The sequence below is a fragment of the Simiduia sp. 21SJ11W-1 genome (assembly GCF_024138675.1).
In the GTDB taxonomy this organism is placed as follows: domain Bacteria; phylum Pseudomonadota; class Gammaproteobacteria; order Pseudomonadales; family Cellvibrionaceae; genus Simiduia.
This window is the reverse complement of the sequence record NZ_CP090959.1, coordinates 2,303,327-2,324,283: the sequence shown is the minus strand read 5'-3', so window position 1 is coordinate 2,324,283 and position 20,957 is coordinate 2,303,327. Positions and strand designations below refer to the sequence as shown.

General features: G+C 54.3%; 16 protein-coding genes and 6 tRNA genes. 16 read left to right on the top strand and 6 right to left on the bottom strand.

Translation table 11 applies throughout. From position 1 onward, the window contains the following. Window positions 1-80: 80 nt before the first annotated feature. From msrB to L1F30_RS10315, 3 genes are read left to right on the top strand one after another with little or no spacing between them, the layout of a single operon-like run. A complete protein-coding gene (gene msrB / locus L1F30_RS10325; protein WP_253355985.1) occupies window positions 81-491 on the top strand; it encodes a peptide-methionine (R)-S-oxide reductase MsrB in 411 nt (136 codons plus the stop codon). Next, window positions 491-1,162: a DNA-3-methyladenine glycosylase I gene (locus L1F30_RS10320; RefSeq protein ID WP_253355983.1), complete on the top strand. Its 672-nt coding sequence runs from the start codon at window positions 491-493 to the stop codon at window positions 1,160-1,162. The genes msrB and L1F30_RS10320 overlap by 1 nt, the downstream gene beginning before the upstream one ends. A 31-nt stretch (window positions 1,163-1,193) precedes the next feature. Further along, window positions 1,194-1,922, top strand: a complete 729-nt coding sequence (locus L1F30_RS10315) for a DUF1499 domain-containing protein (RefSeq protein WP_253355981.1) — start codon at window positions 1,194-1,196, stop codon at window positions 1,920-1,922. Between the two features lie 327 nt (window positions 1,923-2,249). Here L1F30_RS10315 and L1F30_RS10310 read toward each other — a convergent pair whose 3' ends face one another. Further along, the gene (locus tag L1F30_RS10310) at window positions 2,250-3,014 is read right to left on the bottom strand and encodes a hypothetical protein (RefSeq protein WP_253355979.1); all 765 of its coding nucleotides are present in this window, start codon (window positions 3,012-3,014) and stop codon (window positions 2,250-2,252) included. A 681-nt stretch (window positions 3,015-3,695) separates the two neighbouring features. Here L1F30_RS10310 and L1F30_RS10305 point away from each other — a divergent pair. From L1F30_RS10305 to L1F30_RS10290, 4 genes are all read left to right on the top strand, one after another. Next, window positions 3,696-3,771, top strand: a tRNA-Glu gene (locus L1F30_RS10305). Window positions 3,772-3,774: 3 nt separating this feature from the next. Continuing rightward, window positions 3,775-3,850 (top strand) — tRNA-Gly (locus tag L1F30_RS10300). A gap of 108 nt (window positions 3,851-3,958) precedes the next feature. Further along, a tRNA-Glu gene (locus L1F30_RS10295) sits at window positions 3,959-4,034 on the top strand. A 5-nt stretch (window positions 4,035-4,039) separates the two neighbouring features. Then, window positions 4,040-4,115: transfer RNA gene (locus tag L1F30_RS10290), tRNA-Gly, on the top strand. A gap of 94 nt (window positions 4,116-4,209) precedes the next feature. On the opposite strand, the gene L1F30_RS10285 is transcribed toward L1F30_RS10290, so the two are convergent. Beyond that, window positions 4,210-4,605 carry a PA2817 family protein gene (locus L1F30_RS10285; protein WP_253355977.1) on the bottom strand — a complete coding sequence of 132 codons (396 nt, stop codon included), beginning with the start codon at window positions 4,603-4,605 and terminating at the stop codon, window positions 4,210-4,212. Between the two features lie 77 nt (window positions 4,606-4,682). On the opposite strand from L1F30_RS10285, the gene L1F30_RS10280 reads away from it, so the two are divergent. The 3 genes from L1F30_RS10280 (at window position 4,683) to queF (ending at window position 7,329) form a co-directional block, all read left to right on the top strand. Then, entirely contained in the window at window positions 4,683-5,600 is a 918-nt protein-coding gene (locus L1F30_RS10280) for an ABC transporter ATP-binding protein (RefSeq protein ID WP_253355975.1), read from the top strand. 1 nt (window position 5,601) lies between these two features. Further along, window positions 5,602-6,375: an ABC transporter permease gene (locus tag L1F30_RS10275; protein WP_253355973.1), complete on the top strand. Its 774-nt coding sequence runs from the start codon at window positions 5,602-5,604 to the stop codon at window positions 6,373-6,375. A gap of 114 nt (window positions 6,376-6,489) precedes the next feature. After that, window positions 6,490-7,329 (top strand): NADPH-dependent 7-cyano-7-deazaguanine reductase QueF, encoded by an 840-nt coding sequence (gene queF / locus L1F30_RS10270; RefSeq protein ID WP_253355971.1) that lies wholly within the window; start codon window positions 6,490-6,492, stop codon window positions 7,327-7,329. Window positions 7,330-7,450: 121 nt separating this feature from the next. Here the strand turns inward: queF and L1F30_RS10265 are convergent, their stop codons facing one another. Both L1F30_RS10265 and L1F30_RS10260 read right to left on the bottom strand, forming a co-directional pair. Next, window positions 7,451-8,812: an adenylate/guanylate cyclase domain-containing protein gene (locus L1F30_RS10265; RefSeq protein ID WP_253355956.1), complete on the bottom strand. Its 1,362-nt coding sequence runs from the start codon at window positions 8,810-8,812 to the stop codon at window positions 7,451-7,453. A gap of 167 nt (window positions 8,813-8,979) precedes the next feature. Then, a complete protein-coding gene (locus L1F30_RS10260; RefSeq protein WP_253355954.1) occupies window positions 8,980-10,149 on the bottom strand; it encodes a hypothetical protein in 1,170 nt (389 codons plus the stop codon). A gap of 137 nt (window positions 10,150-10,286) precedes the next feature. Here L1F30_RS10260 and L1F30_RS10255 point away from each other — a divergent pair, with 137 nt between their 5' ends. From L1F30_RS10255 to L1F30_RS10230, 6 genes are all read left to right on the top strand, one after another. Beyond that, entirely contained in the window at window positions 10,287-10,844 is a 558-nt protein-coding gene (locus L1F30_RS10255) for a nitroreductase family protein (protein ID WP_253355952.1), read from the top strand. A gap of 539 nt (window positions 10,845-11,383) precedes the next feature. Next, a tRNA-Ser gene (locus L1F30_RS10250) sits at window positions 11,384-11,471 on the top strand. Window positions 11,472-12,399: 928 nt separating this feature from the next. Further along, on the top strand, window positions 12,400-14,784 hold the full coding sequence (locus L1F30_RS10245) for a Lon protease family protein (RefSeq protein WP_253355950.1): 2,385 nt from the start codon (window positions 12,400-12,402) through the stop codon (window positions 14,782-14,784). A 171-nt stretch (window positions 14,785-14,955) separates the two neighbouring features. Beyond that, window positions 14,956-15,032: transfer RNA gene (locus L1F30_RS10240), tRNA-Arg, on the top strand. Between the two features lie 859 nt (window positions 15,033-15,891). Next, window positions 15,892-17,415: a tryptophan halogenase family protein gene (locus L1F30_RS10235; protein ID WP_253355948.1), complete on the top strand. Its 1,524-nt coding sequence runs from the start codon at window positions 15,892-15,894 to the stop codon at window positions 17,413-17,415. 137 nt (window positions 17,416-17,552) lie between these two features. Continuing rightward, entirely contained in the window at window positions 17,553-17,780 is a 228-nt protein-coding gene (locus L1F30_RS10230; protein ID WP_253355947.1) for a hypothetical protein, read from the top strand. 97 nt (window positions 17,781-17,877) lie between these two features. Here the strand turns inward: L1F30_RS10230 and L1F30_RS10225 are convergent, their stop codons facing one another. Together L1F30_RS10225 and L1F30_RS10220 are read right to left on the bottom strand one after the other, a co-directional pair. Beyond that, entirely contained in the window at window positions 17,878-19,071 is a 1,194-nt protein-coding gene (locus L1F30_RS10225) for a PilT/PilU family type 4a pilus ATPase (protein ID WP_253355945.1), read from the bottom strand. A gap of 198 nt (window positions 19,072-19,269) precedes the next feature. Further along, on the bottom strand, window positions 19,270-20,937 hold the full coding sequence (locus L1F30_RS10220; RefSeq protein ID WP_253355943.1) for an acyl-CoA dehydrogenase family protein: 1,668 nt from the start codon (window positions 20,935-20,937) through the stop codon (window positions 19,270-19,272). Between the last annotated feature and the right edge of the window lie 20 nt (window positions 20,938-20,957).

Sequence of the window (20,957 nt, the reverse complement as noted above, 5' to 3'; positions counted from 1 at the left end):
GACTGCCCGTAACAATTCTGTGAAATAAAATAGTGTGTTTTGTGCGTTAACAGCGCACTTATTGTGTTTGGGGAGCGATTATGGCAGATGAACGCAAAAATGACGATGACCCTTGGCGCGCCCAGTTAACGCCCGAGGAATACCGCATTTGCCGCGAAAAGGGCACTGAGCGCGCCTTTACCGGCCGCTATTGGAATGAGCAGCGCCCTGGCGCCTACCTGTGTAAGTGTTGTGCCAAGCCGCTGTTTGATGCAGATACCAAGTTTGATGCCGGCTGTGGTTGGCCCAGTTTTTATGCGCCACTTGAGAAATCGGCTATCAAGGAAATTATGGATTTAAGCCACGGTATGGTGCGTACCGAGGTTACTTGTCGCCACTGTGGTTGCCATTTAGGCCATGTCTTTCCTGATGGCCCGCAACCCACCGGCGAGCGCTACTGTATTAATTCGGCATCCATAGTGCACGAACAAGACCAGCCAGAGGGCAAGTAATGCGCACCTTTGCCGAGCTTCGGGCCATTGCAGAAACCCACAAGGGTGGCGCTCGCGCGGTAGATGCACTGATGCCCAGTGTGTTGAGCCAAGATCAGCTTAAAACCAAGCCTGATGATCGCTATCTCTCTGATATGGCCCGTCGCGTATTCAGGGCCGGCCTCAAACACGCCATGGTGGATGCCAAGTGGCCCGCCTTTGAAGAGGCCTTCTGGGGCTTTGCGCCTGAAAAGGTGCAGTTGATGTCTGACGAGCAGCTGGAGCGGCTAGCCACTAACCCTGCAATTATCCGGCACTTGGGGAAAATTCGCTCAGTGCGGGCGAACGCGGCCATGGTGATGGAAATCGCCCAAGCGCACGGCAGTTTCGGGGCGTTTGTCGCCGATTGGCCGGTGACCGACATAGTGACCTTGTGGGCAACCCTGAAAAAGCAGGGCAGCCAGCTGGGTGGCCATTCGGCCGCACGTTTTTTACGGATGGTGGGTAAAGATACCTTCATTCTCACCAACGATGTGGTAGCCGGGCTCATTTATGATGGTGTGATTACCAAAGTGCCAACGGCCAAGCGAGATTTACAGGCGGTGCAAGCCACTTTTAACCAGTGGCACGGCGAATCCGGTAAACCGCTGGCACACATCAGCCGTATGCTGTCGCTTACGGTTTTCGATTAACCAATTAAACAGCTAAGTAAAGGAAAACATTATGGCAAAGCCCTGGATGCGTTGGGTGCTGGTTCTGCAGATTGTATTGCTTGTGGTAATGCTGGCGGGCATGCTCGCCAATAAATTTGAATTGGCACCCTTTCGGCCGGCGTTTATGACCTTTGTGTATGCCTTTAAAGCCGTGATGTGGGTAACGGGCTTTGCCGTGCTTGCCAGCGCGCTAATCTGGTGGCGAAACTGGCACACCCAAAAAACCAGTGCGCTGTATACACTTGCGTTGGGTGCCTTGCCTGTGGTCGTGGTGTTTGTGCTGATTGGCCAAGGGCTTAAGGTGCCGGCCATACACAACATTTCTACGGACCTGGAAAACCCGCCGTCTTTCGAAGCTGCTTATGCTTTGCGCGACGACAGCCAGAACAGCCTGGATGCCCCGGCCGAAGATGTTCGTACACAACAGCGGGAGTTTTATCCGGAGCTTGCGCCTTTGGTATTGGCCGCGCCCGCTGATGCGGTTTTTGCCAAAGCCCTGGAGGTGGTTGATGAATTGGGCTGGAGCCTGATTGACTCAGATGCAGCGGCCGGGCGTATTGAAGCCTATGAAGAAACCCTGTTTTTTGGATTTAAAGATGATGTGGTAATTCGCGTGATGACTACAGAGGCGGGTACGGTGGTAGATGTGCGCTCGGTATCGCGGGTTGGACGCAGCGATCTCGGCGCCAATGCCAAGCGTATCAAGCGCTTCCTGGCAGCGCTTAAAGCGGCCGTGTAGGGCACTGCTGTCCCACAAAGCTACAGGCATGGAATGTGGGGCGGAGTTTGTGACCGTCACCCGCATGGGTTTAAGCGCCCGCTGGCAAAGCAAGGCTTTGCGGGTGCTTGAACGCCTACATGCTGTGCTTGTAGGCAGGCCCCGAAGGGCGGGTGTCGAGACTACATGGATGTATATACGTCGTGTTACAAACTGCGCCGCAGATTTCATGTTCATACATCGCTTAGAAACTCTACGATATAGGTAGTTTCAACGACTGTCTTCTTTAGTGGCACTTAAACTGTGGGACAGCAGTGCCGTGTAGAGGCTTAGTCTACGATGTGTGGCTTACTCATCGTAGACGTTCTTCTTTTTCCAGCTGTCTTGGGTTTCCACTTCCTGCCACTCTTCACTTTCTGGCTCTACCGGCTTTTCTGCAGGCTGGTCACCAGTCTCTACTTCAAGTTGCTCGATGATTTGGGTGAGCTTTTTCAGCTGCCCGGTAAACTGCCCGGATTCATCGCGTTCAATAAGCTTTTTAGCCAGCGTGAAATAGTGAATGGCAAGCTTGGGTTTGCTGGCCTGGCGTGCTTGTTTGGCTTGTAGAACGTAGGAGTCTACGGAAATTTTAAGCACCAGCTGCTTGATTTGATCACCGAAGTCGTCTGCTTCTGCGCGTTTTATGGTGCCTCGCTTTTGCAGGCTCATCAGGAATTTGTACAGCTCTTGTAGGTGTTGTTTTACATCTTTAACTTGTTGCGGGCTTTGCAGGGCGGGGCGCTTGCCTTCGTTGCTGCGCTGTTGAGTGGCCTGCATTTGCTGGGCAACCATGGCCAGCTCCTCAACGTGGCCCTTTTCTTTGGGTTCAAGGCTTGCCAGCTGCTTGAGCACATCGGTAAGGCAGCGCTGCACCAGCATAGTGAGTTCGCGGGTGAGAAAGTTGGGCGGAAAGCCGCTTAGTATATAGCGGAATATTTTGGCGCGATTGCGCAGCGCCACTATCAGGCGCTGGCGCTGCTTTTGCTTTTTTTCAATGCTTTGGGTAATGAACAGGTAGCAGATAACCGCACCAATGATGCCAATGATGGTTGCTACGATATAGATGGCAGACATAGCGTTTGTTCGCGGCCTCTTATAAGTTTATGTGCCTGTCCGAAAATAGCCCCAAATAGCCTCTGCTGCCCTGCAAATCTACAAACATGGAATTTGGGGCAGAGTTTGTGACCGTCACCCGCATGGGTTTAAGCGCCCGCTGGCAAAACAAGGCTTTGCGGGTGCTTGAACGCCTACATGCTGTGCTTGTAGGCAGGCCCCGAAGGGCGGGTGTCGGAGACTACATGGGTATGACAAACGTTTGCAACGCGCAGCAATGCCAGCCGTCGTACGCCAAGAGCTTTGCTCGCAGGCCGGCCCCGAAGGGTATTTACGTCGTGTCACAAACTCCGCCCCAGATTTCATGTTTACACATCGCTTAGTGCTCTGCGATATAGATAGTTTCAACGCCTTTCTTCTGTGTAGACTCAAACTATGGACAGCAGTGCCTAAATAGCGCCTTTTAGCCAAACTCCTGCCCAGAGTATAGCTGCTGTGCGCTATTGGCACAGAATATCGCAACTGACGCCTGCCAAAGCCTTTAAATGCCGGTAAGGCGGTGGTGGCTGTTTACGGGCGAGGGGCCGCTAAGTCATTGTTTCAGCAAGTGTAAAAAAGAACACAAAGGTGTTGACAGGGGTACCCCGGCTACTTAGAATGCGCCCCACTTCAACGGCAGAGCATCTGTTGCTGAGGGTCCGGGTCCCCTTCGTCTAGAGGCCTAGGACACCGCCCTTTCACGGCGGTAACAGGGGTTCGACTCCCCTAGGGGACGCCATTTGCGGATATAGCTCAGTTGGTAGAGCGGTACCTTGCCAAGGTACAGGTCACGAGTTCGAGCCTCGTTATCCGCTCCAAATTTTAAGGTGCTTACCTGCCAACAGGTAGGTTACCGAGTAAGATATCAAGCGCAGCGGCTCAATGGCTGCGCTTTTTACTATCCTAGGATAGGAAACAGAGTTTCCGTCCCCTTCGTCTAGAGGCCTAGGACACCGCCCTTTCACGGCGGTAACAGGGGTTCGACTCCCCTAGGGGACGCCATTTTTGCGGATATAGCTCAGTTGGTAGAGCGGTACCTTGCCAAGGTACAGGTCACGAGTTCGAGCCTCGTTATCCGCTCCAAAACGAAAAAGCCAGTGCATTGCACTGGCTTTTTTTATGGGCTTGATTCGAGCGTTGGCGCCGGCCTGCTTGGGCCCGCAGGCCCTTGAAATTTCTAATGCAGGCCAAATATTTTGGCTTTAGCCGCGGCGATATCGAAGGGCTCGCCGGTACTTTCGGCCTGAAAACGCGCCTCATCCAGCTTTTGATAATTCGCGATTTCCTCATCGGGCATGTACTGTAGGCAGTCGCCGCCAAAGAACCAAAACAGATCACGCGAGACGCTTGGTGTTAATTGTGGCCAGCCGGCAACGATTTTAACCAGCACGCGCTGGCCAAGGGCATAAAATGCTTCATCAACCGGTGCGCTTGCAAGTGTTGTGAGTTCCTCATGCAAGGCCTTGAGTTGCGCATCTTGTATTGGATCTATGGCAAGCAGCTCATCGGCATGTGAGGTGAGTTCTTTCAGCAGCTGTTGGTGGTGCTGAAGGTAGGTTAGTGTTTGCGTCATGCGTGAACCTTCAAATAAATTTTTAACATTGTAACCCGTTCATTGGGTTTTTGTGCGCTAACAACAGTAGGGGCCCCATGAGTGCATTAACTATTTCAAACCTGGAGAAAACCTACAGCGGTGGCTTCCAAGCCTTGAAGGGCATCAGTTTAGCCGTAGAGCCCGGGGATTTCTTTGCTTTGCTGGGCCCCAACGGTGCGGGTAAATCTACCACCATTGGTATTTTATGCTCGTTGGTGCGAAAAACCGGCGGAACCGTTAAAATTTTTGGTATTGATATTGATGAGGATTTTTCTGCGGCCAAGCGTGAGATAGGTGTGGTGCCGCAGGAGTTCAACTTCAATCAATTTGAGAATGTGATCGATATTGTTGTCAATCAAGCTGGTTACTATGGGCTCAATCGGGCTTTGGCCTACAAGCGTGCAGAAAAATACCTCACCCAGTTGGGGCTTTGGGATAAGCGCAACCAGCCATCGCGCAACCTCTCTGGCGGAATGAAGCGCCGCTTGATGATTGCACGCGCACTGGTGCATGAGCCGCGGCTGCTGATATTGGATGAGCCAACCGCAGGGGTTGATATCGAGTTGCGCCGTTCAATGTGGGATTTCCTGAAAGAAATCAATGCAGCCGGCACCACAATTATTCTCACAACCCATTATCTGGAAGAGGCCGAAAGCCTGTGCCGGAATATTGCCATAATCAATCACGGCGAAATTATTCAAAAAAGCAGCGTAAAGGCATTGCTCAAGCAGCTTAATAAAGAGGTGTTTATTATTGATACCCAGGCCGCTATTTCTGAGCCGCCTGCTATAGATGGCTACTTGGTGCGTAAGCTCGATGAGCACTCCCTGGAGGTTGAGGTAGAGCGTGGGCAATCTTTAAATGACGTATTTAAGGCGTTGGAGCTTGAAAATATTGAAGTGGTGAGCATGCGCAATAAGGCCAATCGGCTGGAAGAGATGTTTGTTTCACTGATTAAGCAGCAGGAGGCCTGATATGCAATTAGCTGCACAGTGGGTGTCATTTAGCACGATTGTTCGCAAAGAAATTCGCCGGTTTATGCGTATCTGGGTGCAAACGCTTTTGCCGCCGGCTATTACCATGGCCTTGTATTTTGTTATTTTTGGCGCGCTTATTGGCGAGCGAATCGGCGAGATGGGCGGCTTCAGTTACATGGAGTTTGTGGTGCCGGGCCTGATTATGATGTCGGTGCTTACCAACTCTTATTCCAATGTGGTGTCTTCTTTTTACAGTGCGAAATTTCAACACAGTATTGAAGAGCTGTTGGTGTCGCCAACACCGAACTATGTAATTCTGGCAGGCTATATTGTTGGCGGTGTGTGCCGGGGCCTGGGCGTTGGGTTGATTGTCACGCTGCTGTCGCAGTTTTTTACCGACCTGCAGATTCACAGTGTGGCAATTACTGTATCCATTGTGGTGCTAACCAGCGTGCTGTTTAGTTTAATGGGTTTGATCAATGCGGTATTTGCCAACAGCTTTGATGATATTTCCATTATTCCCACTTTCGTGTTGACCCCACTGACCTATTTGGGCGGTGTGTTTTACTCTATAGATTTATTGCCTGAATTTTGGCAAGGCGTCTCGCAGCTCAACCCCATTTTGTATGTGGTAAATACTTTCCGCTACGGCATTTTAGGGGTGAGTGATGTAGATGTAGTCACCGCTTTCATTGGGGTTATGGCATTTATTGTGGTGCTGTTTGCCGCGAGCCTGTGGTTATTGAATAACGGCAAACGTTTGCGCTCGTAATCTGGCCGCTGATCCTGCCCCCGTTGTGCTGGGCGCAGGCAGGGTAGATGCTGGGTTTGGCTATATTGATTAAAGTGTAACTGCTGCAAAATAGGATTTCAGAGAGGTGGCCGCGTGAGCGATAACCCCGTAGAGAAGCATGGCCCCAGCTATTTGGGCAAAACCACTGACTATGTGGATCAATACGAGCCCGGGCTGCTTGACCCAATTCCTCGCAGCCTGGCCCGAGAGGCGCTGGCTCTGGATGGTGCGCTGCCCTTTACCGGCGTGGATCGCTGGACGGGTTACGAGGTGTCCTGGCTCAACCGCAAGGGCTTGCCGCAGGTAGCTGTAGCCGAGTTCGAGTTCCCTTGTACCAGCCCGAACATTGTTGAATCTAAATCTTTCAAGCTGTACTTAAACTCCTTTAATCAAACTGCGTTTGGCAGTGTGCAAGAGGTTGTGGGCAGGCTTGAGGAGGATTTATCGGCGGCAGCCGGTGCCCCCGTGTTGGTTCAGCTTATGGACTTGCGCCAGGCCGTGCAGCAGGGAGTGGGCCATTTCACAGGCGTATGCCTGGATGATCAAGATGTTTCCTGTAGCGCCTATACGCCCGCGCCTGAACTGCTTGCATTGGCCGAGGGTGGGGCGGAAGTACATGAAACCCTTTACTCGGATTTATTAAAATCCAACTGCCCGGTTACCGGCCAGCCCGATTGGGCAAGTATTGTGGTGGAGTACGCAGGCCCCGCCATTGATCGCGCGGGCTTGTTGCAATATATCGTGTCGTTTCGCAATCACCGCGATTTTCACGAGCATTGTGTGGAGCGGATTTTTCTGGATATATCCAAGCGGTTAGCGCCTCGGGAGTTGACGGTTTACGCGCGCTATACCCGTCGGGGTGGGTTGGACATTAATCCATATCGAACCAACTGCGAGGCGCTGCCTGAGGCGCTGAGATTGGTGCGCCAGTAGCCGGGTGCCTGTATGGCCCTAGGGGTATCATGCGTTAGCTGATGCGGGCCTGGAAGGCTCGCGCTTTAGCGCGGCCTTTAAAGGGCATCTGGCCGGGTATAAGTGCCCGGCCAGGTGTTTGTTAAGGAATGATTTTATCGCGCAGCTTTTCGGATATTTCAGCCAGTGTTTGCAGTACCTGTTCTTTGTCGTAATTGCGGATTTTTTCGATATCCAGGTACATGGTGAAGCCGTCGAAGTTTTTCTCGAAATAGGTTTGATTGGCGCCCAGATTTTTACGTAAATCGACTACCTGATACACCTTGATGGGGTGGCTGAAGCCTTTCACCGTGACGTTGCCTTTGTCGCGGCACATAATGGTGTCTTTCACCAGCCCCCAGGTTTCATGGGATACCAAAATTTCACCCGGTTCTGCGGCAGATTCCAAGCGGCTGGCAAGGTTTACGTGAGCGCCAAGGGCCGTATAGTCAAGGTGGTTAGAGGTACCAAAGGTGCCTACAGTGCAGTAGCCCGTGTTGATACCCATGCGGATTTGCAGTGGCCGTTTAATGCCTTGGTGATGCCAGTGTTGCTGCAGGGCTTTCATGCGTTTGCGCATGGCCAGGCTCATGGACAGGCAGCGCAGGGCGTCGTGCTTTACCCCTTTGGAATTGCTGTCGCCAAACAGCACCATGATGCCGTCACCCATAAATTTATCGATGGTGCCGCCGTACTGGTGCACGATTTTTGTCATTTCGGTGAGGTAGGTGTTCAGCAGCTCGGTGAGTGCCTCTGCTTCCATCTCTTCAGCCAGCTCGCTGAAATCTTTAATATCCGAGAAAAATACGGTTAAGCGTTTGCGCTCGGTTTGCAGGGATTTGTCGCGCCCTTCGTTGATGGCCTTCCACACCGGTGGCGGCAGGTAGCGGGAAAGCTTATAGGTGCGCATTTTGTGCAGTTGCTGCTCTTGTTCCAGGCGCTTGGTTTCAAGACTTAGTTTGTTCATGCGCGCGTGGGTAAAGAGTGCATAAGCGCAAAAGTAGGTAATAACGCCAATCAGGCTTGCCGCGCTGATTTCAAGGCGGCCAGAAAGTACCCACCGGGGTTCATAAATAATAAAGCTTGCAAGAATGCCCACTAAAAACGCTGCGTTGTCTTCCCCCCACTTGCGCAGCCCGCCATTAAGCAGCGCATTGAACTGGATCATGGTTAAAAACATGATGCACGGCAAAATACTGAAGTCAATGAGGCTTAGTGATGCGCCTATCAGGCCTGCGTCTGTCCAGGCCAGTATTTTACTTAGGGTGAGTAGTTGGTCGCCGCCAATGCGTTTGGTGAGGTAAAAGGCAATGTAGGTGTAGCTCAGCAGTACAACAATAAAGATTGGCTGCACTACATTGATGTTGTTCCATTCAATGTCGGCTGCCAGTGTGCCTGCGGCGGCAAAGCAAATCAGTGCGCGAAAGTAATACTGAAAGAGTGGTGTGGAGTCTGAGCTGGTCATGGACAGGTTTATTGTTATTCCCGTGAGTGTGTCTTCGGTGCCTTGTTGGCATTCCCTGTAATTGTCGCCGGTCCCTAGCCTTTGAAAGCCACTATTAAATGGGTTTCAGGCCGCTTTGTCTATTGTAAGGGGCGATAAATCGTTGCTTTTTTAATTGCAATGGGGAATTACGGCGCGGGTTGGCCGTTGGAGAGTGCTTTGTAGCGTTGTGCTATATCTTTGAGCTTTTTGCTAATGGCGCTTATTTCATCATCTTTCACCTTAAGTTGGCTTTTGAGCTCGGCATCGGCATGCTCAGCCAGGTGTACCAGTTGCTCGTTCTCGCTTTCGAGTTGCTGTATTTTGCGTAGGAGCTTGAGCTTGTCTTCGGCGATCTGCGGGTCGTCTGGTGCTACGGCCATGGCTTTGAGCTTGCGGTCTTGCTTGGTGAGCTTGGCGTTCACGTCTTTTAGCTCTTGTTCTAATTGGCTAATGCAGGTTTCAGACTCCTTTAAAAACCGCATTTGCTGGGTAAGCTGTGCTTCAAGTTCTGTCACGAGCTTGGCGCGCTCTGCATCAGACTTGGCCTTGGCAATTTGCTCTTGCAGGCGTGTAATTTCGGCCTGTTGCTGCGCCATTTGGGATTTAATGGCGTTGATGTCTTCGCTTGGCGGCAGTGCCGGTGGGGCTGCCTCGTCGAAGTCTTTCAGTTGGGACTGGGCGAGGTCTTTCAGTGCCTGAAATTTAGGGTCGCTGGAGTCGCCAATCATGCCCACCAGTTGCTGGTAGTATTCTTCAGCCCGGTTTTTGGCTTGTTGCCATTGGGTTTCCATAGTGGTGAACAGGCGCTTGAAGCGCTCAATTTCGTCGCGCTGTTCATTGTAAGACAGTGCCCCAGGCTCGCTAGGCGGCGTTGGGAGCTCGGGTACGGCAGAGAGGGTACGCAACTGTTTTTGTATGCCTTCCCAGTTGGGCGGCGAGGTTTGGCCGTAACACTGTTCAGATTTTAAAAAGAGGTGCCTGAGCGCTGCTGTGCGCCGGTCTTGCGGGGTGTCTGCGAGCAAGTCTTCTTCAATCTTGGTGCTGCCCTCAAGGCTTGTGTAATAATCCTGCGTCTCAGTGAGTTTGGCAGAGATTTGTTCTTCAAATCCGGGTGTTTGTGCCTCAAGGGCGGCTTGGGTTTCTTGCTGGGACTCTTTCAAGGCTCTCAGGTCGGCCAGTGCCGAGCTCAAACGCCTCTGAAGCGCTGAAAGGGCACCTTTTAGGTTTTTGGTGTGTAGCAACAGCAACACACAAGCCACCACCAAAATGAAGATAACTTCGGCTGCGGTGTACACAGCCCATGAAGCGAGTTCCATGAAGCTCCTTGCTTTACCGCCCGCGGCGGGTTTGAACCATTGTTAGTATGGTTCAACTCTTGTGGCTAGGCGAATGTAAAGGGCATTTAAGTTATATCTAAGTGCGTTGAAATGTATTAATTGGAGGTTAAAAGGCCATGATGGATGCGATTACTGCGCTAACTACCCGGGTGTCTGAGGCCCGGCTTACAGAGCCTGCACCCACTGAGGCGCAACTCACCCTGATTCGGCAGGCGGCACTGCGCGCGGCGGATCATGGCAATTTGAGGCCGTGGCGCTTTCTGGAAGTCACAGGTGATGGGCTTAATCGCTTGGGGGCACTCTATGTGGCGGCCAGCCAGCAGGTTGAGGCTGTTTCCGAGCCCCAGGCAAAGCGGCTACAGGGGCTGCCAATGCGCGCGCCCATGGTGATTGTGGCTATTGCGCGCCTTACCGAGCACCCCAAGGTGCCAATGGATGAGCAGCGCATTGCCGCCGGCTGCGCCGTGCAAAACATGCTCAATGCCGCTTTTGCTATGGGTTTGGGCGCCTACTGGCGCACCGGTGCCCTGGCGGAAAACCCCTATGTGTGTAAAGGGCTGGGCCTTAGTGAGAGCGAGGCAATTGTGGGCTTTTTGTACTTAGGCCAAGTAGCAGGAGAGGCAAAAGCCTGCCCGGAGCTGGATGCGCAGGATTATTTTAAAGTTTGGCCTTAACTGCTTGATTGGCCTTGTGTTTACGGGGTGCTTTGTGTAGAGTTGCGCCCTCGAAATTTGGGGTGTGCCCCGAAGGGATGAGGCGAAGGCAAGGCCGAATCAATGTCGAACTCGCTTCGACCACGAGCAAGCAGGGTGCAGACCTGACGCTCGCTAAACCATCTAAATACTCTGCCTAGGTTTTTGGTGAGGTGTCCGACCAATCTGACAGGATCAGATTGGGACAGCGGGCCAAAGACCGCTGCCCCGAAGGGGTGAGGCGCAGGACGCGCCGAATCAATGTCGAACTCGCTTCGACCACGAGCAAGCAGGGTGCAGACCTGACGCTCGCTAAACCATCTAAATACTCTGCCCAGGTTTTTGGTGAGGTGTCCGACCAATCTGACAGGATCAGATTGGGACAGCGGGCCAAAGACCGCTGCCCCGAAGGGGTGAGGCGCAGGACGCGCCGAATCAATGTCGAACTCGCTTCGACCACGAGCAAGCAGGGTGCAGACCTGACGCTCGCTAAACCATCTAAATATTCTGCCTAGGTTTTTGGTGAGGTGTCCGAGTGGTCGAAGGAGCACGCCTGGAAAGTGTGTATATCGAAAGGTATCGAGGGTTCGAATCCCTCCCTCACCGCCATACAAAAGTAAGCCCGGTTCGTGAGGGCCGGTCTTGAGCGAAGCTCAAGCCGCAAGTCCGGCGTCGAGCAGTGCTCGCCGTAACCCCGGACTTGCCCCTCACCGCCATACAAAACAGCCCGGCTCATGCCGGGCTTTTTTGTATGTGGAGAGGGAGATTTGGATGAGAACCCCCGGTTCGATCAGCCCGCGTTCGCGGGCTAAGACGCAGGTAAAGCCTGCGCCCCGAAGGGGTGAGCGCGAAGCGCGAATCAATCCCTCCCTCACCGCCATACAAAAGTGAGCCCGGTTCGTGAGGGCCGGTCTTGAGCGAAGCTCAAGCCGCAAGTCCGGCGTCGAGCGGTGCTCGCCGCAACCCCGGACTTGCCCCTCACCGCCATACAAAAGTAAGCCCGGTTCGTGAGGGCCGGTCTTGAGCGAAGCTCAAGCCGCAAGTCCAGCGTCGAGCAGTGCTCGCCGCAACCCCGGACTTGCCCCTCACCGCCATACAAAAGTAAGCCCGGTTCGATCAGCCCGCGTTCGCGGGCTAAGACGCAGGCAATGCCTGCGCCCCGAAGGGGTGAGCGCGAAGCGCGAATCAATCCCTCTCTCACCAATAAAGCTGCGCTTCGTGAGGGCCGGTCTTGAGCAAAGCTCAAGCCGCAAGTCCGGCGTCGAGCGGTGCTCGCCGGAACCCCGGACTGCCCCTCACCGCCATATCCATTGAGTTTAGAGTGCCTGAGAATCGCGCTTGCGTGCATCTAATGCTCTTGGCGCTTCGCTATCCTTTTGCCCTTCATTTGGCCGCTTAAGCCCGTACTTTCTGGCGGCTTTTTGAGCGTATCGCACAAACATTATTCAGTTGCGCTTTTGCCTTCACGATGCCTTTAGTCGGCCCTGTGCTTGGGTGTATGCTCAAGGGGTGACGCTTTCAACAATAAGGAAATCCCATGCCGTCAGCGAAGCAACAATGCGCACTCACGCCAGCCCAATTGCACGTGGCCGTAAGGCCTGAGTTGTGTAGTGCCCGTCCAGAGGCGGATGCACCTGTAGACCTGCGGGTAATTGGCCACGAGCGCGCGCGCACGGCACTGGAGTTCGGGCTTTCCATGGCCATACCTGGCTTTAATATTTTCGCTGTAGGGGATACAGGCACTGGCCGGCGCACGTTGATTAGCCAAGCGCTTTCTGCCCATGCCGCAACGCTTCCCGCTGGCAGTGAGTGGTGTTACATCAACAATTTCGACAACCCCCACGCGCCCATTGCGCTGTGGTTAAACCCCGGAGATGGCAAGGCGTTTTTAGCGCGCATTGAGCGTTTTATAGACGAGCTTTTGGTGCTGTTTCCCGAGGTGTTTGAAAACCCCAACTACCAGCGCAAAAAAAAGCAGATAGATCGCCAGTTTAACCAGCGCTATGAAGAGGCCATTGCCAGTGTAGAGCAAGAAGCCCTGGCAAACAGCGTGGGTTTATATGAAGAGGATGGCTCTGTTACCTTTGCGCCGCTCATCGACGGCCAAGTGGTGGAGGATGCCCAATTTGCGGCCTTAAGCGAAGCTGAGCGCAATCATTTTTATCAGTTATTGGCGACGCTAGAGGAGCGGTTATCCGAGCGCTTGTTAGAGCTGCCAGTGTGGAAGCGCGAAGCGGTGGCACAATTGCGCAAACTCAAGTACGACACCATCGATCAGGTGGTGCGCCCTTTGTTAAAAGATTTAGGGCGTGAATATGCAAGCCACCTGGGAGTGCAAAAGTACCTGCGCGAAGTGAAATCCCATATTGCCGATACCTTATTGGATATTCTCGCCAACGAAGATGAAGAAAATCCCGATGATAGAAAGTTTCGCCACCAGTTAGAGCGTAAATTTCTGCCCAATTTATTAGAGGCGCGTGATCCAACCCAAGGCGCGCCGGTTGTGTACGAGCAAAACCCTACCTTCCAGAATTTGTTTGGTGTGGTTGACTACAACATGGCCCAAGGGGTGCTGCAAACCAACTACCGTATGGTGCGTGCCGGTGCGTTTCATCGCGCTAATGGTGGCTTCCTTTTGCTTGATGCGGAAAAGCTTTTAGCCCAGGCGGCTGTCTGGCAGCAATTTAAGCTGGTATTGAAGACGCAATTGATTCAAATCGAGCCACCTTACGGTGATTTGGGGCCAACGGGTACCTACCAAATTCAGCCTGAAAAAATTCCATTAAATGTGAAAGTGGTGTTGCTGGGCTCGCCCGAGGTGTATTACGCCTTGCAGCAATTGGATGAAGAGTTTGCAGAACTCTTTCGCGTGTTGGCAGATTTTGATCGCCACCTTTTACCCAGTGAAGATAACCTTTACGCCTTTAGTGCACTGGTGCGCGAGCGCGGGCGGCGCCTGGATTACCCGCCCATAAGCGATGAGGCGGTGGCCCTGCTGGCACAGTTGGCCATGCGCAATGCCGAGCATCAGCGCAAACTTTCGGCCAATATCCAACAGTGGAATGAACTGCTGGATGAGGCTCACTACATTTGGCGTGAAGCGGGCGCTGAAGGTGACATTACCCCCGTGCATGTGGCCCGCGCCCGCGCCCAGAAAAAATACCGCACCGGGCGCATCAGCGAGGTGATGCTGGAGGAAATCAAAGAACGGCAGGTGCTGATTAGCACCCAGGGTGAGGCGGTGGGCAAGGTGAATGGCCTTACCGTGTTTTCAGTGGGCGATAACAGTTTCGGTACGCCGGCGCGCATTACTGCCACAGTGTATGCGGGCAAGCAGGGCGTTACCGACATCGAGCGCGAGGCGGAGCTTGGGCGCGCCATACATTCCAAGGGGGTGATGTTGCTCACAGGCTTTTTGGGCCACACCTACGGGCAGCATTTCCAGTTGTCTATTTCCGCCAATATCGCCATTGAACAATCCTACGGGCAGGTGGATGGCGACAGCGCCTCGTTGGCCGAGCTGTGTGCGTTAATCTCGGCGGTGACTGGCCTTGCCATTGATCAGTCGCTGGCGGTTACGGGCTCCATTAATCAGCATGGCGAGGTGCAATCTATTGGCGGGGCAAATGAAAAAATCGAGGGCTTTTTTCGCCTGTGTAAAGAGCGCGGCCTGACCGGTACCCAAGGAGTCATCATTCCCCGCACCAATCAGGTGAACCTCATGCTTGATGACGACGTGCTACAAGCCGTTGACGCGGGGCAATTTGCTATCTATGCCGTTGAAAGCGTCGATCAGGCATTGGCGCTGCTCTTGGGTGTTGAAGCGGGTGAACCCGATGGCGATGGCAGCTACCCGCAGGGTTCCGTGCACGGCAAAGCCATGGCGCGGTTAAAGGCGCTCTCGGCACTGGCCACGGCCTAACGGGTTGGGCGGGCCTGGGTGTCAAAATATCAACGATTTGTCGATCAAATCAGCAACTGGGCAGGCAGCGCTAAGCTGTTGAATAAAATTATAATTTTTCTGTAAAAAGGGGTTGACGCAATAGGGGGGTATCCCTAATATACGCGCCTCCAGACGAGACGTCAGGAACACGCGCTTGTAGCTCAGCTGGATAGAGTACCTGGCTACGAACCAGGCGGTCAGGGGTTCGAATCCCTTCAAGCGCGCCATACAAAACAAAAAGGCCCCCACGTGAAAGCGTGGGGGCCTTTTTGTTTTGGGTGCGCGGATGGGGATGAGTACCCCTCGGTTCGAAAAATGCGTCCAGCATTTTAGACCGAGCATCCGCGAGCCCGCAGGGCGTGAGCGGCCCTCAGGCCGCTGGCGGTCCATCCCGCCTATGCAGTTCGGCCCTCCCGCCAGCGGGAGATATTGATGCGTGAAAGCGTGGGGGCCTTTTTGTTTTGGGTGCGCGGATGGGGATGAGTACCCCTCGGTTCGAAAAATGCGTCCAGCATTTTAGACCGAGCATCTGCGAGCCCGCAGGGCGTCAGCGGCCCTCAGGCCGCTGGCAGTCCATCTGGCCTATGCAGTTCGGCCCTCCCGCCAGCAGGTGATATTGATGCGTGAAAGCGTGGGGGCCTTTTTGTTTTGGGTGCGCGGATGGGGATGAGTACCCCTCGGTTCGAAAAATGCGTCCAGCATTTTAGACCGAGCATCCGCGAGCCCGCAGGGCGTCAGCGGCCCTCAGGCCGCTGGCAGTCCATCTGGCCTATGCAGTTTGGTCCTCGCGCCAGCAGGAGCTATTGATGCGTGAAAGCGTGGGCCTTTTTCCGTTTTGGCCTATCGGGCATTAAATTTTTGCACAATAGGCCCCTAAGTCTGGGACATTGCTAAATACACTTATTGGTTTCAAGTGCTCTTGCGTGTTAGGTATTTATGCAAACTGATAGCATGGCTTGCCATCGTTGATAGGTACAAAGATTCATTGCCCTTTAGCTGTACCGCGAGGGTGAATACTTGCGGTAAAAAGCAAATTGTGACAACGTTGTCGCAAGCTTTGAAAGTGGAAGGATTCAATAGGCGCATATGCAGAAGATTGTGGTTGTGGGCGGGGGAACCGCCGGTTGGTTATCGGCGGGCATACTGGCTAGGCATCTTGGCGGCCGAGGCGTGTCGGTCACCCTTATTGAAGCGCCAAATATTCCCACCATTGGCGTGGGCGAAGGCACATTTCCCACCATGCTGAACACCTTAAGCGAGCTGGGCATCAGTGAGCGCGAGTTTGTGGCGCACGCTAATGTGGGGTTCAAGCAGGGCATCACCTTCAATAACTGGCTGCACAACCCCGCCGAGCGCCCCCATTCCTACCTGCATCTGTTCGACAATCCGGCACAGTTTTCAAATCTGGATATGGTAAGCCTCTGGCTTTCCGAGGCGGCCGATACGCCTTTTGCCGAGGCTGTGGCCCCGCAGGCCGGCATTATCCAGCAAGGGCTTGGCCCAAAGGCTGCCAATACTGCGCCCTACAGCTGGATGGCGAAATATGCCTATCACCTTGATGCCGGTGCCTTTGTGGCGCTGTTGAAAGCCCATTGCCAGAAGGCCTTGGATGTTCAGCATATAGCAGCGGAAATTGTTGATGTGAGCCTGGATGAGGCCGGTTATATCGCCAGTGTGAACAGTAATGACGGCCGTGTTTTTGAAGGTGATGTGTTTATTGATTGCACGGGCTTTCGCTCGCGCTTGTTGGGCCAGGCGCTGGGTGTGCCATTTTTGGATTACCGCCACGTACTGCCGGTGAACAAGGCCGTGGCCCTGCAAGTGCCTTATAACCGGCCGGATGCACCTATGGCGTCCAGCACGCTTTCCACGGCGCAAGCCGCCGGCTGGATTTGGGATATTGGCCTGCAAACCCGGCGAGGGTTGGGCTATGTATATAGTGACGCACACACGGATCCCACCGAGGCCGAGGCGGTATTGCGACGCTATGCAGAAACCACAGGAGGCGTTGATTGCAGTGATTTGAGCGCGCGCCAACTGGGGCTTGAGGTGGGCTTTCGCGCCCGCAGCTGGGAGAAAAACTGCATTGCCATCGGCTTTGCTGGTGGTTTTGTAGAACCTTTGGAGGCCACGGCGATTTCCATGGTGGAAGCCGGTGCCCGCTCGGTGGCCATCGATTTCCCGGAAAACCGCGAGGCCATGGACGCGCGCGCTAAAAAGTACAATGCGCGTTTTCGCTACCGCTGGGAAAAGATCGTGGATTTCATCAAGCTGCACTACTGCCTGAGTAAGCGCACCGATTCCGCCTTCTGGCACGACAACCGCAACCCGGCCTCCATTCCCGATTCGCTAAAGGAAAATCTTGAGTACTGGCGCCACTTTCCTACATCCGAGGGCGACTTCTACAACCGCAACGAAATGTTTTCATTGGCCAGCTACCAATACATCCTGTACGGCATGGAATACCTGCCGGCGCGCCGCCCTCGCATCAATCTCACAGAGGCCCAGCGCCAGCAGGCAAAGGCTGCCATACCCAAGCAGGTGCAGCAGGCACGGGGCTTGCTGCCAGATCATCGCGCGCTTGTTCAACAGTTCGCCGCAGGGTGCTAGGCGGCCGATGTACGGCTGTCAGAATTTCGGTACCAACGGCTTAATCGTGTAATATATTGCCAGCTAAAAAATACCGAATTGCCTGCTTGCTAGAGGCGTGGTGGGCCTTTGCCCGTTTTAACGTTTGGAGAACACCTATGAAAACCCACACATTCGGACCATGGATGGCAGCCTTGTTGGCGGTTGCACTCCTGCCTGCCTGCGCAGAGCTAAAAGATACCGGCAGAACCATTGGCCACGGCACCAAAGATGTGGCTACAGCCATTGGCCACGCCTCGCGCGATACTGTGAAAGCCGTGGGTAAAAATACCAAAAAAGTCGTGAAGGATCTTACCGAAGAGGAAGAGGGCGCTGCGAAAGAATAGCGGTTTCCTCAGTGTTCACTGTGCCCGGCACAATGCCGGGCACAGTGATATTCTATTGGCAGTAATCTAACACGTCATCTTGCATTTTGACCCCTTGCTAGGGTGCCTCTTCACCTTCTTCATCATCCATTTTTTCCAGCGATAGCTCACCGAAAGACATGGCCTGCGCGGGCGCTTCTGCTTGCGGCGTGGGGGCGGGTGTTGCGGGCTCAGGTGTGCCTGCCTTGCGGCTGTCGAGTTTAATGCGCAGGCGCAAGTTGTTGGGGGAGTCGGCATTGGCGAGGGCTTCTTCCTGGCTGATGCGGCCTTCTTTATAGAGGTGAAAGAGGGCGCCATCGAAGGTTTGCATGCCGAGGTTTTCGGATTTCTCCATAATCTCTTTAATTTCTTCCAGGCGCGCTTTTAGAATCATTTCCTGAATGGTTTTGGTGCCTATTAAAATCTCTACCGCCGCGCAGCGCTTGCCGTCTATGGTGGGAATTAGGCGTTGAGACACAAAGGCACGCAAGTTTTGCGAAAGCGAAAGTAACAGTTGAGGGCGCCGCTCTTCCGGGAAGAAGTTGATAATTCTTTCTAAGGCCTGATTGGCGTTATTGGCATGCAGCGTAGAAATTGCCAAATGGCCGGTGTCGGCAAATTCCAGTGCGTGCTCCATGGTTTCGCGGTCGCGAATCTCGCCAATTAAAATCACATCGGGCGCCTGGCGCAGCGTGTTTTTCAGGGCGTTTCTGAAACTGCGGGTATCTACCCCCACTTCGCGTTGGTTGATGATGCTCTTCTTGTGTTTGTGCACATATTCAACCGGGTCTTCAATGGTGATGATGTGCCCGCCAGAGGTGCTGTTGCGGTGATCAATCAAGGCTGCAAGGGAGGTGGACTTGCCGGAGCCTGTGGCGCCCACAAACAAAATGAGCCCGCGTTTGGTGAGAATCAGCTCTTTTAATACTTCAGGCAGTTTGAGGTCTGCAAATTTTGGAATTTCGGCTTTGATGTTGCGCGCCACAATCGAGACTTCGTTGCGCTGCTTGAAAATGTTAATGCGAAACCGGCCGACGCCTGCGATGGATATGGCCAGATTCATTTCCAGCTCTTCATTAAAAATAGAGCGCTGCTCATTATCCATTATTTCGTTGGCGATGCCCTCTATCTCACCAGAGCTGTAGGGCGTTTGCGACAGCGGCTTAAGTGCGCCCTGAAACTTCGCGCAGGGTGGTGCGCCGGTGCTCAGGTAGAGGTCTGACCCGTCTTTTTTGGCGAGAATGTTCAGTAAATTGTCGATCGGCGTGGCCATAGTCCGGCTCCCTAGGGTGAGCCGTGAGTATAGAAAAGGATTTCCGAACCTGCGTGTGCTGGCGCCCATCTTCGCGCCAATGGCGTGATTGGGCGCACATCCCGCTTGGCTTGGGGCTCTAGCCAGTGGTGCCTTTGCCAATAGTGCACTTGCTACTGGTGCTGCGGGTATTGTTGGAGCGTGAGATGTTCGGTGGTGTTAACGCAGTGGGGCCGCCCGCGCTACCACGGCCTTGGCATCCAGGCCTTGGGGCAGGGCGCCGTATAGGCCTTGATGGGCCAGGGTGCTGGCATCGGGGCTCAGGCGGGCTTTATAGAAGACCTCGGCGCAGGGCGAGCCGAGCGCTACCAGCGCGGCGGTTTGCAGGCAGAGCGCAAGTAGCGCCATGATGTGGCGGGCGTTTTGCGCAGGCTCGTTGGCCATTGCTTTGGTGAGCTGTGTGATATGGGGTGCGAGCGCAGGCAGGCGGCTGGCGGCCTCGGTCAGCTCCATGTGCAGTGCCTCCAGGCATTCGGGGTGTTTCTGCAGCACGCGCAGTAAGTCCAGGCATTGCACATTGCCTGAGCCCTCCCAAATGGCGTTGATGGGTGCCTCCCGGTAGAGGCGCGCCATGGGGCCTGTTTCCATTACGCCCATACCGCCAATGCACTCCATGGCCTCGTAGGCGTGGCCCGGTGTGCGTTTGCAAATCCAGTATTTGCCCACGGCGGTGCCAATGCGCAGCAATGCCTGTGAGTGCTCACAGTGGGGCTTATCGAGCGCCTGTGACATGCGCCAGGTGAGCGCGAGCGAGGCCTCGCTCTCTAGCGCTAAATCTGCCAGCACGCGGGTCATCAGGGGGTGGTCTACAAGCTGTGCGCCAAAGGCGCTGCGGTGTTGGCAGTGGTGTATGGCAAGGGCTGTGGCTGCGCGTTGGCCGGCGGCTGAGCCCACCATACAGTCGAACCGGGTGAGCGCCACCATCTCCAGAATATTGGCTATGCCGCGGCCTTCATCGCCAATCAGCCAGCCGTGGGCACCGCGCAACTCGGTTTCACACGAGGCGTTGGAGGCATTGCCCATTTTTTGTTTGAGCTGCTGAATTTGTAGCGGGTTCTTGGTGCCGTCTTCACGCCAGCGAGGCACCAGAAAGCACGACAGGCCCTCCGCTGTTTGCGCCAGGGTAAGAAAGGCATCGCTCATGGGGGCAGACACAAAGTATTTGTGGCCCACCAGCGCGTAGAGTTCGCCACCGCCGCGCTGGCCTAAGGGTTGCGCGGTGGTGGTATTTGCGCGCACGTCTGAGCCGCCTTGTTTTTCTGTCATGGCCATGCCGAGGGTCACCCCGGCTTTACGCGCCCAGTGGTGATTGCTGCCATCGTAGTGGTTGCTGGTGAGCAGCGGCAGCCAGCGGGCGGCTACATCGGGCTGCTTGCCAAGTGTGGGGTAGGCGGCAAAAGTCATAGTGATGGGGCAGCCGTGGCCGGCCTCTACCTGCGCGTGGCAATAGTAGAGTGCGGTGCGCAGCTGGTGGCCGTTGGTGGGTGCACTTTTCTGCCAGGGCAATGCGTGCAGGCCCGTGGCAACAGATTCTGCCATCAACTGGTGATAGCTTGGGTGAAATTCAACGAGATCTACCCGCTCGCCAAAGCGATTGTGGCTGCTGAATGTGGGCTTGTGTTGATTGGCCAAATGCCCCAGCTGTAAGTGCAAGCTCGTGCCCCAGTGCTTGCCTTTATGGGCAAGCAGTGACTGTTGTTCGCGGGTGAATGGCTTGCAGGCCTGGCTCAGGGCTTGATCGCTAGTGAAGAGGTTGTAGTTCTCAAGGGCGCCCGCTTGATTTTCTACCTGGTGGGTGTTGGCGAGATAGCGATCTGGCTCGAACATGGTGTACCCCTTCGAATGTG